Here is a 17,709-nt window from a genome sequence, read left to right on the forward strand (position 1 = left end):
CCATGATGACCGAACAGGACTTCCGGGATCTGATGGCCGGGGTCTGCGCCCCGGTGACCGTCGTGACCGCAGCCGAGGGCGGGGCGCCGTACGGATCGACCGTCAGCGCCTTCGCCTCGCTGTCGCTGCGCCCGCCGATGGTGTCCGTGGCCCTGGACCGCGGGTCGGGCCTGCTCGCCCGCATCCTGACGACCCGGCGCTTCGGTGTGAACGTGCTCGGCGCGGACCAGGAAGCGCTGGCGCGTCGCTTCGCGGGCCGGTCCGCCGACCGCTTCGCCGAGGTCCGCTGGGAGGACGACCACGGACTGCCCCGGCTGCCGGACGCGCCGGGCTGGCTCGTGTGCGAGCTGACGTCGGCCGTCGCGGGCGGCGACCACCAACTGCTGCTCGGGACGGTCGTCCACGCCCGCACGGCCACGGCGCCGCCGCTGGTCTACGGCCACCGGACCTTCGGCACGCACTCCGCGTTCGCCCCGGTCGCCTGACCCCCGCCTTCTTCCCCCGCTTCCTTCTCGCGTGTTCAAGCCATGGAGACAGACATGACCACCACCACCGACACCCCGACCACCGCCGAGATCCTCGCGCGGGCCGCCGCCCTGCGACCCCTGCTGCGCGAGCACGCCCCCAGGATCGAGGCGGAGCGCAAGGTCACCGACGAGGTGATCGACGCGCTGACGGCCGCGGGACTCTTCAAACTGACCGTGCCGCGGCGCTTCGGCGGCTACGAGACCGACATGCGCACCCTGGTGGACGTGTCGGCCGAACTCGCCGAGGGCGACGGCTCCACCTCCTGGGTGGTGGCCGTGGTCAACACCTGCAACTGGCTGGCCGCCCTCTTCCCCCTCCGGGCCCAGGAGGAGGTCTTCGGCGCCGACCCCGACGCCCGGGTCACCGGCGTCTTCGGCCCCACCGCCACCAGCCGCAAGACCGAGGGCGGCTGGCGGGTGTCCGGCCGCTGGTACTACAACTCCGGCGCCTGGCACTCCACCTGGGCCGTCCTCGCCCTGCCGCTGACCGATGAGCACGGCGAGGTGGTCGACCAGGCGATGGCCCTGGTGCCGAGCGCGGACGTGGAGATCCAGGACGTCTGGCACGTCGCCGGGATGCGCGGCACCGGGAGCAACTGCCTGATCGCCGAGGACGTCTTCATACCCGAGCACCGCGTCATCTCCGTGCCGAGGGCGATCGAGGGCGAGCTGCCGACGGTGCACGGGGACACGGGCCTGTTCCGCTCCTCGCTCTCGCCGCTGCTCGCCCTGGGCCTCGCCGGGCCCCAGATCGGCCTGGGGCGCGCCGCGTTGAAGCTCGTCACCGAGAAGGCCGCGACCAAACCGATCTCGTACACGTACTACGAGACGCAGGCGGACTCGGTGGCCGTGCAGCTGGAGGTCGCGGAGGCCGCCACGAAGATCGACACGGCGCAGCTGCACGTGCACCGCGCGGCCGCGGACATCGACGAGGCCGCCGCCCGCGGGGCCGACCTCGACGTGCTGATCCGCGCCCGGGTCCGCGCGGACAGCGGGCACGCCATCAAGAACGTCCTGGAGGCCATCAACACCCTGCTCAACGTGCACGGCGGCGGCTCCTTCGCCGACTCGAACCCGCTCCAGCGGATCTGGCGGGACGCCAGCACCGCCGGACGCCACGCGGTCGCCACGCCCGCGGTGGGCATGGAGATCTACGGCAAGCTGCTCCTCGGCGTCGAGGAGCGGATCACGCCCTTCGTGTGACCGCTCAGGGCCCGGCCGCGGGCATCGCCCGCGGCCGGGCGCACGCCATACGGCAACGCCGGGCGCGCGCCACACGAAAAACGCCGGGCACGCGCTACGCGGAAATGAGGTCGCCGCCCGTCCCCTGCCGTGGAATCATCGACCGCTCCGCGCTCGGATCTCCCGCGAAGGGCGGTGCGCCGGCTTGGCTGCTGGATGGCAGTGGGACGACACCTTGTTCGCCGGTACGGCCGCGTACTACGAGCGCGGGCGGCTCCCGTACGCTCCCGGACTCGCGGACGCGCTCACCGAGGCGCTGGGGCTCGACGGGCGGGGGCGCCTGCTCGACGTGGGGTGCGGCCCGGGCAGCATCGCGCTGCGGCTCGCGCACGCCTTCGGCGAGATCGTGGGGCTGGACCCCGACGGCGAGATGATCGCCGAGGCCCGCCGTGGGGCGGCCGAGCAGGGAGTGGCCGAAAAGGCCACCTGGGTGCAGGCCCGGGCCGAAGACCTGCCCGCAGGGCTCGGCACCTTCACCGTGGCGGCCTTCGCCCAGTCCTTCCACTGGATGGACCGCGACCTGGTGGCGCGCACGGTGCGGGGCATGCTGCGCCCGGGCGGTGCCCTCGCGCACCTCTCCGACCTGAAGACGGAAGACCGGTCCGTCGTCGGCCTGCCGCATCCGCCGGTGCCCTACGCCGCGCTGGACGAGCTGGTCAGACGCTATCTGGGGCCGGTCAGGCGGGCGGGGCGCGGCCTGCTGCCGCAGGGGACGCCGGGAGGCGAGGCCGCGGTCTTCGCCCGGGCGGGGTTCTCCGGTCCTGAGCGCCTCGTCGTTCCTGGTGGGCAGGTGCTGGAGCGCACGTACGACGACGTCGTCGCCGGGGTGTTCTCGATGTCGTTCTCGGCCCCGCACCTGTTCGGGCCGCGCCGAGACGCCTTCGAGTCGGACCTGCGCGACCTGCTGCGGACGTCCTCCCCGGCGGGCCGCTTCGCCGAGCGCCGCCCGAGTACCGAAATCTTCCTCTGGCGTACGGCGCCCGCCGGACGATAGGGCCAGGGCTCGCCCCTCTTCGGCCGTGCATTCCTCGCCGTAGGGGCGGCCCATGAAGTCCGTCGAAGCGGCTCTTCAAGTCGATCATCCCTCTATCGAGTCGTTCGACTCCCTCCAGTTGATTGATCCCTTTTGGGTCCTGTCTCAACTCGTGCACATTTCCTGTCTCGTTGGTGAAGAGAAGGTGAATAGCGCCCCGCGCGCCCCAAAGGATCAAGCCAAAGTCGGTGCTCCGGACGGTTTTTGAGCCATGGCGCATTGCTCACCTTTGACTTCGACTTGGTCTTTCTTTTACCTTCGATTGCGGCGGCGAACGGGCATCGGCCCCGCCGCGCCACCCCACCCTTCCCTGGAGGTACGACGTGGAAAAGCTCATCGCGAAGATGGCCAAGGACGATGTCTGGAACCAGTGGACCGCCCTGAACTCGCCGAAGGTGTCCGGAAAGGAAGGCTGCATCAGCGCCGACAAGTCCGGCTGCATCAGCGCGTCGGCGAAGTCCGGCTGTATTTCCTGAACACCCGTTAGTTGCCCCTGCTACTACCGGCCCGGCACGCCCCAGGCGTGCCGGGCCAGCCCCCCACATACCTCCGCAGCCCCGAAGGGTGGTCATGAACGGTCAGCCCAGTGCCGACGTCATCGCCCAGATCAAGGACATCCCGATCTACCGGCCGTACGTCGAGCGTGGCCACTTCCCCATTCTGGAGAAGCCGGAGATCGCCCGTGGCTTTCCCGACAACTGGATGACCCCCACCCTGGCGGCCGCCCTCGCGGCGGGCGAAGCGGAGTTCGTGCTCTCCACGGGCACCAACCACGCGCGGATGCAGATCATCCGGCCCCCTTACTTCCTGCTCAACTCCTACTACCGGCTGTGGAGCGAGCACCCCGACATCGCCGACACCTGGCACGAGGGGTGCCGACGGGTCTCCCTCACCACCGTCCTCGCCACCGAGCACGTCGCCCGCGTCAACGCCCGCAAGCGCGGCGGGCCGACGGCCGAGCCCGACCCGCTGCCGGACCTGGAGCAACGGCGCCTGGACGAGCGGACGTTCTACGTCAACCTGCGCCGCGACCCGGCCCTGTGGGACCGCGCGGACGTCGAGCGCATGATCGAGGAGATCCGTACCGCACAGGCCGCCCACCCCCGCGGCCGCTACCACCTGGACTGCTCGGGACCCCATCTCGCACACCTGGTGCGCAAGGCCGTCGACTGGGGCCTGTGGGCCTCCTTCCCCCGGCCCGCGAGCATCGTGCACGCCTACGAGTACGCGCCGCTCAACGTGCGGCGCTACCTCCAGCACCACTTCTCCTGCCCGGTCGTCGACCTGTTCGGCAGCACCGAGCTCGGCTACCTCTTCTACAGCGACCGGACCGGCCGCTACCGGCCGTACCTGGACCGGATGAGCGTCGAGCTGATCCCCGTGGAGCCGGGCAGCCGCATCCACCACCTCATCGTGACCAGCGTGCGCAACCCGCACATGCCCCTGGTGCGCTACCGCTCAGGCGACTGCGTGCGCACCGCCGACGGCTCGCCGGACCCGGCCCGCATCACCCGGTTCTGTGGCCGCGAGAAGGAACTCCTGAAGACCCCGCACGGGCCCGTGGCACAGGGCGACCTCGACGACGTGGTCACCGCCGCTTCGCCCCGCGTCTTCGTCCACCAGCTCGACGCCCGCGACCCGTCCCGCGCGCTGCTGCGCTACACGACCTTCGACGGCGCCCCGCTCGCGCCCGTCGAGGCCGACGCGCTGCGCCACGGCGTCGCCGCGCTCACCGGACGGGACGCCGCCCTGGAACACCAGGACCACATCCCCATCGGCGGATCGGGCAAGTACACCTGGCTCGCCAAGGACACCTGACCCCCGCACTCCGCTACGCCACGCCTCCCGGGAGCACCATGACCACGCAGCCGATCGCGTCCGCCACCCCCCTCGCGCCCGCCGTCGACCACGTGTCCGCCGCAGACCTCGCGTCCCTCCTCGGCGACGCCCTGCACGCCGAAGTGGTGGCGCACTTCGCCGCGGCGACCGACGCGCCGCGGGAGTACGTCGAGCGCCAGGTCACCGAGTGTCTGCGCTACCTCTACCTCGTCTCCCGCCACCCGGACCGGCTCAGCGGTCTCTTCCTCCCCGTCGAGCAGGAGATCGACGAGATCTGGCACTACCTGATCCTGCAGACCCGCGAGTACCGCGCCCTGTGCGCCCAGCGGCTGCCCGGCGGGTTCTTCATCGAGCACCGCAGCATCGCGTACGAGGACTACCAGCGCGAGCCGGGCAGGGAGCGGGCCATCGAGGAGGCACTGCGCTGGATCCCGCTGTACGTACGGGAGTTCGGCCCCTTCGACGGGGGCGCGCTGCCGCACTGGACGATCGTGCGCTTCCTGCACGAGCAGCTCGGCATGGACCTTTCCGAGATCAGCGAGCTGGCCCCGGCGGCGGCACCTCAGGAAGCGGGCGGCAGTTGAACGGGCACAGGCGCGCCGGCACGGCCGCGACCCGCGTGAGCTGCCGTCCCGCGCGCACGCACGCGCCCGACACCTCCTGACGACGATGAAGCACCACACGACCGGCCGCCCGCTCGGCCGCGCGGGCCCGGCAGCGCGAGCGCGCCGCTGGGCCGTCACCACCATGATCGTCCTGCTGTCCCTGCTGTGCGGCGGCACCGCGCCCGCCGCCGCGGGCGCGGCCTCCCACACGGCGGCCCCGTCCAGGCTCGCCGCGCCGGATCTGCCCCCGGCCACCACGGACACGCGGGAACGCACGCTCAGGGACGGCGAAGTCCCCTACCCACCCCCTCACTTCGTCCGCGGCCGCGCGCACACCACCCCGGCACCCCTCCGGGCCACCGCCGCGCGGGCCCGCTCCGACACGGCCGACCCCGCCGACACCCGCACGGCCCGCAGACCCACCGGTCCCCGGCCCGCCGCGGCCGCGCCCGCCAGACCGGGCGCCCAACTGCTCCTCCTGCACTGCGTTTCGCGCTCCTGAGCGGAAAGCCGGGCCCCGCCCGCCGACCGCACACCCCACACCGACACCCCCCAGGAGACGTCTTCGCCATGGAGACCTTCATCACGCATGCCCGCGGCATGACCGCCCGCATCGCCGAACGCCGCGAGGAACAGGAGACGTTCGGACGGCTCGCCGCCGGGCAGTCCCCCCTCGCCCTCTTCATCACCTGCTCCGACTCCCGGGTTGTGCCCTCCCTGATCACCGGCGCCCGCCCCGGCGACCTCTTCGAACTGCGCACCGCGGGCAACGCGGTGCCCCCCTACGAAGCGGGCCGCCCGGCCAGCTCGGAGAGCGCCACCATCGAGTACGCGATGTGCGTCCTTGGCGTCGCCGACATCGTCGTCTGCGGGCACTCGCACTGCGGCGCCGTCGGCGCCAAGGCCCGCGGCGAGGACCTCGCCGAGCTGCCCGCCGTACGCGACTGGCTGGACCGCCAGCTGTCCAGCGAACTGCCCGCCGACGACGGGCCCGCGGTCGCCGGCGCCGTCCAGCGCCACGTGCGCGAACAGCTGGCACGCCTGCGCGAGTACCCGTGCGTCCGCGACCGCCTGGAGAGCGGCGACGTACGCCTGCACGGCTGGTACTACGAGGTCCACACCGGCCTGGTGGCGGCCCATCACGCCGCGACCGACCTGTTCCTCCCGCTGTGAGCGCGGGGGAATCCGGTGAAACCCATGAAAGCTGACGTACCGACCATGAAAAGGCCCTCAGTGCGTGACCTCTCCACACTGCGCGCGGACTTCACCGCGTCGATCGTGGTCTTCCTCGTCGCCGTCCCCCTGTGCGTCGGGGTGGCCGTCGCCTCCGGCGTACCGGCCGAGCTCGGTCTGGTCACCGGCATCGTCGGCGGCCTCCTGACCGGTCTGCTGCCCGGCAGCAGCCTCCAGGTCAGCGGCCCTGCCGCCGGTCTGACCGTCCTCGTGTACGAGGCCGTGCAGGAGTACGGCATCGCGGCGCTCGGCGCCCTGGTGCTGGTCGCCGGGCTCCTCCAGCTGGCCATGGGAGCCCTGCGGCTCGGCCGCTGGTTCCGGGCGATATCCGTGGCGGTGGTGCAGGGGATGCTCGCGGGCATCGGCCTCGTCCTCATCGCCGGGCAGCTGTACGCGCTCGTCGACGCCGAGGCGCCCGCCTCCGGCCTGGACAAGCTGGCCGAACTGCCCCGGCTCGCCGCCGACACGGTCGGCTCCAGCGACGCCCTGGCCGCGTTCGCCGTCGGCACCGGCACCATCGCCGTCCTGGTGCTGTGGCCGCGGTGGCGGCGGGCCGCCCGGGTGCTGCCCGCGCCGCTCGCGGCGGTCGCCCTGGCCACGCTCACCGTCTTCGCCCTGGACCTGCCGGTGGCGAAGGTCGAGGTGCAGGGCTTGGTGGACGCGGTGCAGCCGCCCGGCGGAGACGCGTTCTCCGCGCTGGTGGAGGGCGGCGCCCTCGCGGGCGCGCTCGGCACCGTGCTCGCCTTCACCCTGATCGCGTCCGCCGAGTCGCTGTTCAGCGCGGCGGCCGTGGACCGCATGCACGACGGTCCGCGCACCGACTACGACAAGGAGCTGATGGCCCAGGGCGCGGGCAACGCGGTGTGCGGGGCGCTCGGCGCGCTGCCGATGACCGCGGTGATCGTGCGCAGCGCCGCCAACGTCCAGGCCGGTGCCAGGACCAAGGCGTCCCGGGTGCTGCACGGCGTGTGGCTCCTGGCCTTCGCCGCGGCCTTCCCCGCCGCGCTCGGCGTCATACCGGTGGCGGCGCTCGCCGGGGTCCTGATCCACGCGGGCTGGAAGCTGATCCCCGTCAAGGCGTTCGGGCCGCTGTGGCGCGAGCACCGCGGCGAGGCCCTGGTCCTCGCGGTCACCGCGCTCGCGATCGTGGCGACCAACATGTTCGAGGGCGTCCTCATCGGCCTGGCGCTCGCCATCGTGAAGACGGCCTGGGACACCTCCCACGTGCACCTGGAGGTCGAAGGGCTCGAAGGCACCGGCACGATCCGCGTCCGCGTGGTCGGCAACGCCACGTTCCTGCGGCTTCCCAAGATCCTCGACCAGCTGGAGGCGCTGCCGGCCGACCGCAGGACCGAACTGGACCTGTCCGGCCTGCGCCACCTGGACCACGCCTGCTCGACGGCGCTCACCATATGGGCCGAGCGGCACGCGAAGGTGACGGCGTCCGAGGACGACACGCCCCTCATAGCGGGCGTGACGGATCATCAGGAACCCAAGGAGTCCCAGGAAGCCGAGGAGTCCCGGGAACCCACGGAGTCCCAGGAACCCGCGGAGTGCCAGGACGGCCACGAGCGCAAGGAGACCGCGGGAGCGCGGCACTGACCCGGCGCACGGGCATCTGACGGAACAGCTCCCGCCGTGACAGGGCGGGCGTGGCTCGGACGCGGAGTGACCCCGCGCCCGGGCCGCGCCCGCCCGCGCGTTCTCAGGGGGGCACCTGGTGTGTCAACCGCCCCTCCGGTCCCGCTGGCCCGATCACCTCTCTTGTGAGTGATGGTCCATGCACCTAGCGTCACGATCGTTTGCAGAACGGTTTCCGCACACCATCGTGGAGGGGATGTCGTCATGCCCGTAGAGCCCGAGTACACCGAGCCGATCGAGCCCTCGGCCGCAGTCGCCGAGGCGAACCGCAAGGCCGCAGAGGCGGCCAACGCCGCCGACGAGAAGGACGGCAAGGACTTCGCCGACGCCAGCAGGTTCCAGATCGCCCCGCCCGACGTCCCCGTCATCACGTCCCGCAAGGACCCGGAGAAGGTGGTCTGGGACTTCGCCGGGTACGAGTTCCTCGAGCCGGACGGGCGGTCGCAGGCGCGGACGATCAACGGCAGCCTGCACCGGCAGGGCGAGTTGACGGCCGTCTCCGGGCTGTTCCAGGTCACCTCCTGTCGCGAGTACCGCGTCTACCAGGTGCGCGGCTACGACCTGTCGAACATGACCATCATCGAGTACGACCAGGGTCTGATCATCATCGACCCGCTGGCCTGCTACGAGACCGCGCAGGCCGCCCTGAAGCTGTTCCGTGACAAGACGGAGCTCACCAAGGAGCAGCGGCCGGTCAAGGGCCTCCTCTACACCCACTGTCACGTCGACCACTTCGGCGGCGCCCGCGGCATCTTCGCCGAGCTCGGCGACCCCCTGGAGCCGGGCGTGCCCGTCGTCGCACCCGCGGGCTTCCTGGAGCACGCGGTCAGCGAGAACGTCTACGCGGGCCCGGCTATGGCCCGGCGCGCGCAGTACATGTACGCGGCGCAGCTGGACAAGAGCCCCACGGGGCAGTGCGGTTCGGGCCTGGGCCTCACGATCTCCACCGGCGAGGTGACGCTGATCCCGCCGACCGCCTACATCGGCGGCCCCGACCACCAGCCGGTCGAGAAGAAGAACTGGCAGAGCTCGTACGTGATCCCGTGGCGGCAGGGGCTGTACGTGTACGAGTTCAAGGACTCCGGCTTCCCGCTGGTCTTCCAGCTGACGCCGGGCACCGAGGCCCCGGCGGAGATGAACATCTACCTCCCGGACGCCCGGACGCTGTGCGTCGCGGAGAACGCCACGCACACCATGCACAACATCCTCAGCCTGCGCGGCGCTCAGGTGCGGGACGCGCACGCCTGGTCGAAGTACCTCACCGAGGCGATCCAGATATTCGGCAAGGACACCGACGTCCTCTTCGCCTCGCACCACTGGCCGATGTGGGCCGAGGTCGAGAACGAGGAGCCGGGCGAGCAGCTGTCCAACGCGCGCATCCTCGAATTCCTCAACAAGCAGCGCGACATGTACGGCTACCTCAACGACCAGTCCCTGCGGCTCATCAACTCCGGCCACACGGGCATCGAGATCGCCGAACAGCTCAAGGAACTCCCCCCGGGCCTGGGCGACCACTGGTACAACCGGGGCTACTACGGCTCGATGAGCCACAACCTCAAGGCGGTCTACCAGCGCTACATGGGCTGGTACGACGGCAACCCGGCCCACCTGTGGGAGCTCCCGCCGGTCCAGGCGGGCGCGGCCTACGTGGAGGCGATGGGCGGCGCCGAGGCCGTCGTCGACAAGGCGCAGCACGCCTACGACAGCGACACCGCGGACGGCTTCCGCTGGGCGGCCGAGCTGCTCAACCACGTCATCTTCGCGGCGGCCGCGGAGAACGGCAGCCCCCTCGCCGAGCCGCAGGTCACGCGGGCCAAGGAGCTCCAGGCCAAGGTCTTCACCCAGCTCGGCTACGGCCGGGAGAACGCCACCTGGCGCAACGCCTACCTCACCGGCGCCCAGGAGGTCGTGCACGGCCCGCAGCCGCTGATCACCAGCCAGTCCTCCGTGGACCTGATCCGCAGCACGACGCTGGAGCAGTACTTCTCCGCGCTCGCACGCAGCGTGGACGGGCCGACGGCGGCCGAGCGGCACCGCACCCCGATCGTGCTCGACTGGGTCTTCGTCGACGCCGGAACCGGAGCCGAGACGGGGGAGAAGTGCACCACGACGCTCCGCAACGGCGTGCTGGTCTTCGTGGAGGGCGGCGACCGCTTCGTCGTGACGCCGGACGCCACCATCAGGCTGAGCCGCGAGGCGCTCAACGAGCTGGCTGAGAAGCCCGGCTACAAGAACAACTTCAACCAGGCCGTCGACGACAAGAAGATCACGCTGGAGGGCGCGGACGCCCAGGCGGCGACGGACGCCGTGTTCGGCACGCTGACGCTGCCGGACCCGAGGTTCCCGATCGTCACTCCGCGCACGCGGAGCTGACGGCTCCGCCACACCGCCCGATCCGGTCGATGGTCCCCTCCGCTGAGGGGACCATCGTGCGGCGCCCCGGACAGGGCCGGACCGGCCATGCGCCCGTGCGCGTCACGTATGCGTCAGGTCCGACGGCCGCGTCTCCTCGTAGGCCATCACCTTGAGCGTGAGTTCCACGCGATTGCTGACGTTGAGCTTCATGAAGCTGCGCCGCAGGTGGGTGTCCACCGTGTGCGGGGACACGTGGAGCCGGGACGCGATCTTGCGGTTGGTCAGTCCCTGGGCCACCAGACGGGTCACCCTGCGCTCGGACATGGTCAGGCTGGACCAGCGGTCGTCGCCCTTCACCGTGATGCTCCGCTCCGGCGGGGGCGGTGTCCTGGGGGATTCCTCGGCGTGCCCCCCTCGGGCGCGGCAGGCGCGCAGCGCGTCGTGGGCCCGGTCGGCGTCGCGGTGGGCACCGCACGTGGTCCATGTATGGGCCGCCTCCTCGAGCATGATCTGGGCCGACGGCAGGTTCCCGGCGCGCTGTTCGGCCGCGGCCGCGTCCTCCAGGGCCATGGCCAGGGCGATGGGACGGAGCGTCCAGCGGTACAGCTGGACCGCTGCCGCCAGGCGGGACGTGTCGTTGGCCGCCAGGCCGCGGGCGTGCGTGGCCGCTGCGGCCAGCGAGGTGACGCCGGGGTTGGCCGTCACGAGCTCGTCCATCATCGTGATGATCTCCGGGACCTGTGCCGTCGTCCCCGCGCGTAGAGCCAGTCGTACGAGCGTCGGCCCGATCACCGGGCACCGGGTGAGGAACGCCCGCATGCGCCGGGGACTTCCGTACACCCCGGTGACGGTGTGCAGGGCCTGCTGCGCCTCGCCGCCGGCCTCCTGGAGGAGGACCTTGCGCCAGACGAGCGCGGCCCGGGGCGTCCCGCTCACCCCGGCGAGCTGCTCCGCCCGCGCCAGCGTCTGCCGGGCCGTGTCGAGGTCGCCGCTGCGCAGCTCGACCTCGCTGCACAGGGTGAGCAGGGAAGAGGCGAGCCAGCGCGTGGACGGCTCGTCGGCCCGCCGGATGCCTTCCATGGCCTCGGCTTCCGCCTCCTTGATGCGGCCTGTCGAAAGCCGCAGGCGGGCGCGCTGGTAGTGCCACAGCGGCTTGGCCCAGTCGACGCCGAGCCCCTCGGCCTCCCGCTCGTACAGCGCGAGGACGGCCTCGGCCTCGTCGAACCGGTCGAGCGCCATGTGGGCCGCGGTGAGCCACAGCCGGGGGTGGTAGCGCCGGACGTCGGGGCCCGCCGCGTCCGCGGTCCGCACCGCGGAGCGGGCCATCGTCAGGGACTGGCCGAGGTCACCCTGGTTGAGGGCCACGATGCTGCGCGATATCAGGCCGAGGACCTGCGGCCCGCTCCGGAAGGACTGCTCGCCGAACTCGACGGCCGCCGCGCCCACGCGGTCGGCCTCGTCCATGTCGCCGCTGCTGGCGAGGCTGTAGGCGTGCATGGCGAGGAGTTCGGCCCGGGCGGACCGGGGCAGGTCGGTACGGGCCAGGGCGCGGCGGGAGTACTCGTTCGCCGCCTCGTTGTCGCCGAGCCGGAGCAGCACGTCGGCCAGCGAACTCAGCAGCTGGGTCTCCGTGGCGGCGTCCACCCCCCGGTGCAGTGCCCGTTCGCCGAGCGCGCGGGCTTCCCGGGCGCGGCCGGAGACGGCGAGCAGGTGCATGGCCTCGACGGTGAGCTCGTGCACCGGGGGAGTGTCGTCGTCGAGCAGGTCGAGGAGTTGGAGCGCCAGGTCGGCCGCCTCCTCCGGCGCCGAGGCGGCCCGCTGGCGCACGGCGTCGCGCAGCACCTCGACCGCTTCGGCCTCGCCGTGGTGTCCGCTGCGCAGCAGGTGGTCGGCGACCTCGCTCGGGTCGCCGCCCTCGGCCTGGACGACGGCGGCGGCCTCGCGGTGCAGGGCGAGGCGCACGGGTTCGCTGAGCCGGGCGTAGACCGCGTCCTGGATGACCTCGTAGCGGAACGAGAGTGTCGAGTCGCCGCCGCGCAGCGTGCCGGAGGCGACCGCTTCGGTGGCGGCGTGGACGAGTTCGGCGGCGGGCCTGCCGGTGAGGCCTGCCGCCTCGTGCACGGTGAAGGGGCGTCCGAGGACGGCGCCCGCCTGCAAGAGGCGGTGGGTGTCCTCCGACACGTCGCTGAGCAACCGGCTGAGCATGCGGAAGTAGCCGTCGCGCAGCGGTGTGCCGACGCGGTCGCCGGGCGTGGTGACCAGCCGGACCCGTCCGTCGGCCACGCGCAGCCGCCCCGCGTCCCGCAGGGACCGGAGCAGCGTGTCGCACAGGAACGGGTTGCCGCCGGTGCGGACCACCAGGGCGAGCAGGTCGGGGGCCGGGCGGGTGCCCAGGACCTCGGTGCACAGCCGCTCGACGTCGTCGTCGTGCAGGGTGCCGAGTTCGCAGGCGAGGGCGCCGTGGGCCAGCAGGGAGTCGACGGCGTTGTGCGCCGGGTTCGGGGCGAAACAGGGGCGCCGGGCCAGCAGCCACAGCACGGGTCTCGTGGCGAAGGCCGGGACGAGGGTGCGCAGCGCGAGCGCGCTGAGCTCGTCCAGGTGATGGGCGTCGTCGATGCTGATCAGCAGGCGGCGGGTGCGCAGGGTCTGGTCCAGGTGGCTTGCGACGTCCTCGAGCAGATGCCGTTTGCCGATGTCCTCCGGCAGGTCCCGGAGTTGGGGCAGATGTGCTCGGCCGCGGTCGAGGCAGGCGAGCAGGCTGGAGAGCGGGACCAGGCGGTCCAGCTCGGTGGCGCCGCCGGCGGCGACGTGGATGCCGTGCTGCGTGGCCGCGGCGGCGGCGTAGGCCAGCACGCTCGTCTTGCCCACACCCGCGGAGCCCTCGTACACGTGGACGCCGCCGGTCCCGTCGGCGAGGGCTTCGACGGCCTTCTCCAACTCGCCCAGTATTTCCCCTCGGCCGACGAGAGATCGACGGGTGGGCGCCAGTAATCCTAACTCGTTCACCATGAAGAACCCTCTTTTCTTTTTACCGCCGCAGGGCGTTCTGCTCATGTCGGAATGGCCCACGGCCGGTGCGGTTCCCGGTGTGGGCAGTCGTGGACGTACGCATAGTTCGGAGTGGTTTCGGAATCTCAGGGACGAGGTTCTCCCGTGGGGGGAACGTGGCTCTTCCTCCTGTGAATTCCCGACATCCGCCGGGCGTGGCCCCTGGCGTCACAGCGGTCCATCCAGTCCCAACTGGCGCTGAGTACGGGGGAGTTGTGCGTACGCTGGACAGTCGGCACAGCGCCCACCTGGGCCGGACCGGCTGCCGCACCACCTCCTGCCGCCGCAACCACCTATTGACTCTCAGCGGTTACTGTAACTATCGTTAGTCGTACGCTGGTTAACTCGTACAAGATGCGACTATGCCACAACCGACGTGGGTTTAGCTACGGGGCAAGTAGGGAGATGGTGCTGAGTGGACGACGGGGAGAGGTCTGTCGAGGAGCTGGAATTACCCACTGCGAAAGAATCCGGCCTCCTGATGTACCCGGCCTACATCGGCGGAAAGGACGTGGAGCATCCGACGGGCCGCTATGTCCATACGGTGACGGCCCGCGCAATTCTGGAAGACACGTTCGCGAGCCTCCGTCTCAAGCGTGACCTGGACGACGGAGTGGTGGATCCGCGCTCCGCCGCCGACCGGGTGGCGGGCGGCTGCACGCTGGCCGACGAGGAGATGATGGAGCAGGCGCTGGCAGCGGCCGCCGCCGCCGCGCCCGCCTGGGCCCGCACCCCGCTCGACACGCGCGTGGAGATGGGCCGTCAGATCGGCAAGCGCCTGCGCGCGCACCGGGAAGAGATCGTCGAGGTGCTCGTCGCCGAGGGCCAGCCGCGCTCGCTCGCGGGCCCCTGCATCGACGAGTACTGGATCGCCGACTTCAGCGACGAGACGCTGACGTGGTGCGCCGAGCAGATGCACTTCGAGCGCGACGACGGCCGCCGCAGATCCATCGTCCGGCGGGTCCCCGACGGCGTCGTGTGCGTGAACCCGCCGCAGAACGCCTCGACGCCCAACGCCCTGTTCGGGATCACGGCGATGCTGGCCGGCAACACCGTCGTGGTCCGCACCCCGCGCAGCGTGCCGCTGGCCACCACCTACGTCCTGCGCGAGATCGTGGTCCCGGTCCTCGACGAGTTCCAGGCGCCGCCCGGCACCCTCAACGTCCTGTGCGCGCCGCCCACCATGGACACCTGGCTCGCCAGCCCGCACGTCAACGACATCGTGTACGTGGGCAGCACGACCAAGGGCCTGGCCTTCGAGCAGCAGGCGATCGCCGCGGGGAAGAAGCCCATCCTCGAACTCGCCGGGAACGACTGCTGCGTCGTGTGGCGGGACGCCGACCTGGACGGCGCGGTCCGCGCGCTGACCGAGACCTTCCGCCAGTCCGGTCAGATCTGCAACATCCCCAACCAGGTCGTCGCGCACCCCGCCATCGCCGACGAGCTCCTGGACCGGCTCGTCCGGGCCGCACGGGAGGTACGGCCCGGCTACCCCGACGAGCCCGGCGTGGTCCTCACGCCCGCGCTGATGGCGGACGCGTTCTTCGCCAACATCAGCGACGCCGTGTCCAAGGGCGCGGTCCTGGTGCACGGCGGACGGCGCCTGGAGGTCGACGGGACGGCGTCGGACACCGGGTTCTTCCTGGAGCCGACCGTGCTCCGGGTGGACGGCCTGCACCACGCGCGGAGCCTGACGGCCGTCCGCGACGAGACCTTCTCCCCCCTGCTGCCGGTCGTCGTCCCCGCCCCCGGCCCCGACGACCAACTGCTCGACGACGTCCTGGCCTTCGTGAACGAGAACAAGTACGGACTGCGCAACTCGCTGTGGTCCGACGACCTGAGCGTGCTGGAGCGCGCCGCCAGCACGGTGACCAACTGCGGCGTGCTCAACCTGAACGACTCGCACTCCGGCTTCCTGCCCTTCCTGCCCACCCACGGAGGCACGGGCCTCACCGGCGGCGCCTTCGGCGAGGCCAACTACCTGATGCTGCGCACCTCACGCCTCCAGGGCGTCGACTTCGTCCGCCCCAGCGGTCACACGCCCAGCTGACCGAAGAGGAGTTCCGCCGATGTCATTCCAGACCGTCGAGATCGAAACAACGCGCAGTGCCGGGGACGTCTACGCGGCGCTGTGCCGGTACGAGGAGTTCCCGCGGTACGCGCCGGACCTGATCTCCGTCGAGGTGGAGAAGGACCGCAGCCACTGGGTGCTCGCCTTCCGCGGCAACAGGGTCTCCTGGACCCAGGCCGACCAGGGGCTGCTGCACCAGCGCACCAGGGAATTCGAGCAGACCGATGGCGACTTCGTCACCCTCGCCGGATCGTGGCGGGTGGAGGCCCGCAGCAGCAGCGCGTCCCTCGTGCGCTTCCAGGTCTCGTACGGCACGAGCGTGGCGCATCTGGCCGGTGCCATCGACCCCATGATCGGCCGCGTCCTCGTGCGGACGGTCTGCGACATCGTCTCCGGCGTCTGCCCCGGCAGCAGGATCGTCAAAGGCGGCGAATTGCGCCACGACCTGACGCCCACTGGCTGAACGCAAAGGTCACATCGTGCGCATTGCGTAGAATTCCGCGGTGATTTCGGCCGGGGCTGCCCTCTCCCTTGTGGGAGGGCGGCCCCGGCCTTTTTCATGGGCTCGGAACCGATCTCTTGCGCGCGGATCACCGCTACCGCCCCGACGGTGGGGCGGCCCGACTCCCGGAGTGGCAAGCCGCAGGTCAGGCCGGTGTCCATCACGTATCCATGTGATGTCGGGCCGATTGGTTTCCGGGTCCCGCAGACCCCGTATTCACGGGATGATTCGGCAGGGCGATCCGGGATTCAATGCACCTGGTAACGGTGATTGCTTCGACCAGAGCGTTGAGACGTCAGGAAGCCGCATGAATATCACCATTCAGAAGTTCGGTGGAAGTTCACTGGCAACGGATGAGCACGTGTGCGCCGTTGCCGACCGGGTCGCCCGGAGCCACCGGCAGGGCCGGTCCGTGATCGTCGTGGTGTCCGCACGCGGGGACACCACGGACGCCCTGATCCGCACGGCGGGCGCGGTCAGCTCCCGCCCCTGCCCGAAGGAGACCGACAAACTCCTCGCCACGGGCGAGCTGGCGTCGGCCGCCCTGCTCGCCATCGCGCTGCGCGAACGAGGCGTGCCCAGCGTCTCCCTGTCCGGCCCGGAGGCCGGACTGCGGGCCGACGGCCGGCCCGGCGCGGGCACCGTCACCGCGGTCGACACCGGGGCGGTACGGGACCTGCTGCACCGCCAGCACGTCGTGGTGGTCGCCGGATTCCAGGCCCGCGGCGCCGACGGCGGTGTGATCACGCTCGGCCGCGGCGGTTCCGACACCTCGGCGGTGGCGCTCGCCGTCGCCCACGGAGCGGAAGTCTGCGAGATCTACACGGACGTCAACGGCATCCACAGCGCCGACCCCCGGCTCGTCGCCGCGGCCGGGGTCCTGCCCGCCGTCGAGGCCGCCGTGATGATCGAGATGGCGGCCTCGGGCGCCCGCGTCATGCACTCCCGCGCCGTCGAACTGGCCGCCACCCACGGCATGGACATCGTGGTCCGGCACGCCCACGGCCAGGGAAAGGGAAGCCTCATCATCGGAAGGAGCAGCGAAGTGCCACGTGTGCCGACACACGACGGAAAGGCCACCATCACGGCCATCACGCACGAAGCCGGAGCCGCCCAGGTCGTCCTGCGCGCGGACTGCGAATCGGGTCTGCCGCCGCTTTCGGAAGCCGACGTCTTCACGGCGCTCGCCGGACACCACATCGCCATCGACTCGGTCGGGCGGTGGTCGCCGGCCGACGACGGCGTGCTCATGAGCTTCTGCGTCCCCCTTCAGGAACTCGACCAGGTACGTACGGCACTGACCTCGATCGTCGGCCTCGGCAGCGGCACACTGCGCGTGCACCAGCCGCTCGGGAAGGTCTCCGTGGTCGGCGTCGGCCTGCTCAGCGACCCGAGCACCGCGGCCACCGCGATCAGCGAACTCACCCGGCACGGCATCCTCAGCGCGGGCGTGTTCTGCACGCCCATGCGCGTGTCCCTGCTGGTGCCCGAGGACCGCGTGAAGGAAGCCGTGGTGATCCTCCACCGCCGCTTCGGCCTGGACGGCAACGACGAGCACACCGAAGAGCTGGCCGTCGCCTGAATCCGGTGCCCCCCGCATCCCCCGGCACCTC

At 71.4% G+C, this 17,709-nt stretch carries 15 protein-coding genes; 14 read left to right on the forward strand and 1 reads right to left on the reverse strand.

Annotation, left to right across the window (positions count from 1 at the left end; all coding sequences use genetic code 11):
- Nucleotides 1-2: 2 nt before the first annotated feature.
- The 11 genes from IG74_RS0106060 (at nt 3) to IG74_RS0106105 (ending at nt 10,493) form a co-directional block, all read left to right on the forward strand.
- Nucleotides 3-485, forward strand: coding sequence for a flavin reductase family protein (locus IG74_RS0106060; protein ID WP_324607489.1), 483 nt, complete (start codon nt 3-5; stop codon nt 483-485).
- A 54-nt stretch (nt 486-539) separates the two neighbouring features.
- The gene (locus IG74_RS0106065) at nt 540-1,730 is read left to right on the forward strand and encodes an acyl-CoA dehydrogenase family protein (protein WP_030670826.1); all 1,191 of its coding nucleotides are present in this window, start codon (nt 540-542) and stop codon (nt 1,728-1,730) included.
- A gap of 184 nt (nt 1,731-1,914) precedes the next feature.
- Nucleotides 1,915-2,763: a class I SAM-dependent methyltransferase gene (locus tag IG74_RS0106070; RefSeq protein WP_030670828.1), complete on the forward strand. Its 849-nt coding sequence runs from the start codon at nt 1,915-1,917 to the stop codon at nt 2,761-2,763.
- A 52-nt stretch (nt 2,764-2,815) separates the two neighbouring features.
- Nucleotides 2,816-3,010, forward strand: coding sequence for a hypothetical protein (locus IG74_RS51955; RefSeq protein ID WP_158857485.1), 195 nt, complete (start codon nt 2,816-2,818; stop codon nt 3,008-3,010).
- Nucleotides 3,011-3,125: 115 nt separating this feature from the next.
- Nucleotides 3,126-3,278, forward strand: coding sequence for a hypothetical protein (locus tag IG74_RS52710; RefSeq protein WP_199818785.1), 153 nt, complete (start codon nt 3,126-3,128; stop codon nt 3,276-3,278).
- A gap of 94 nt (nt 3,279-3,372) precedes the next feature.
- Entirely contained in the window at nt 3,373-4,620 is a 1,248-nt protein-coding gene (locus IG74_RS0106080) for a hypothetical protein (protein ID WP_030670831.1), read from the forward strand.
- Nucleotides 4,621-4,658: 38 nt separating this feature from the next.
- Nucleotides 4,659-5,225, forward strand: a complete 567-nt coding sequence (locus IG74_RS0106085; protein ID WP_051854608.1) for a hypothetical protein — start codon at nt 4,659-4,661, stop codon at nt 5,223-5,225.
- An 85-nt stretch (nt 5,226-5,310) separates the two neighbouring features.
- A complete protein-coding gene (locus IG74_RS0106090) occupies nt 5,311-5,748 on the forward strand; it encodes a hypothetical protein (protein ID WP_030670838.1) in 438 nt (145 codons plus the stop codon).
- A gap of 68 nt (nt 5,749-5,816) precedes the next feature.
- Nucleotides 5,817-6,419: a carbonic anhydrase gene (locus IG74_RS0106095; protein ID WP_030670841.1), complete on the forward strand. Its 603-nt coding sequence runs from the start codon at nt 5,817-5,819 to the stop codon at nt 6,417-6,419.
- 45 nt (nt 6,420-6,464) lie between these two features.
- Nucleotides 6,465-8,081: a SulP family inorganic anion transporter gene (locus tag IG74_RS0106100; protein WP_107058885.1), complete on the forward strand. Its 1,617-nt coding sequence runs from the start codon at nt 6,465-6,467 to the stop codon at nt 8,079-8,081.
- Nucleotides 8,082-8,324: 243 nt separating this feature from the next.
- Entirely contained in the window at nt 8,325-10,493 is a 2,169-nt protein-coding gene (locus IG74_RS0106105; protein WP_037824584.1) for an alkyl/aryl-sulfatase, read from the forward strand.
- Nucleotides 10,494-10,595: 102 nt separating this feature from the next.
- Here the strand turns inward: IG74_RS0106105 and IG74_RS0106110 are convergent, their stop codons facing one another.
- Entirely contained in the window at nt 10,596-13,529 is a 2,934-nt protein-coding gene (locus IG74_RS0106110; RefSeq protein ID WP_078868619.1) for a helix-turn-helix transcriptional regulator, read from the reverse strand.
- Nucleotides 13,530-14,004: 475 nt separating this feature from the next.
- Between IG74_RS0106110 and IG74_RS0106115 the strand changes: the two genes are divergently transcribed.
- The 3 genes from IG74_RS0106115 (at nt 14,005) to IG74_RS0106125 (ending at nt 17,678) form a co-directional block, all read left to right on the forward strand.
- Nucleotides 14,005-15,573: an aldehyde dehydrogenase family protein gene (locus tag IG74_RS0106115; RefSeq protein WP_037824586.1), complete on the forward strand. Its 1,569-nt coding sequence runs from the start codon at nt 14,005-14,007 to the stop codon at nt 15,571-15,573.
- A gap of 19 nt (nt 15,574-15,592) precedes the next feature.
- On the forward strand, nt 15,593-16,057 hold the full coding sequence (locus tag IG74_RS0106120; RefSeq protein ID WP_030670857.1) for a type II toxin-antitoxin system RatA family toxin: 465 nt from the start codon (nt 15,593-15,595) through the stop codon (nt 16,055-16,057).
- Nucleotides 16,058-16,403: 346 nt separating this feature from the next.
- Complete coding sequence (locus tag IG74_RS0106125; RefSeq protein WP_078868620.1) at nt 16,404-17,678, forward strand: aspartate kinase; 1,275 nt, start codon at nt 16,404-16,406, stop codon at nt 17,676-17,678.
- Nucleotides 17,679-17,709 lie beyond the last annotated feature (31 nt).

The organism is Streptomyces sp. NRRL B-1347, assembly GCF_000720325.1.
Lineage (GTDB): Bacteria > Actinomycetota > Actinomycetes > Streptomycetales > Streptomycetaceae > Streptomyces.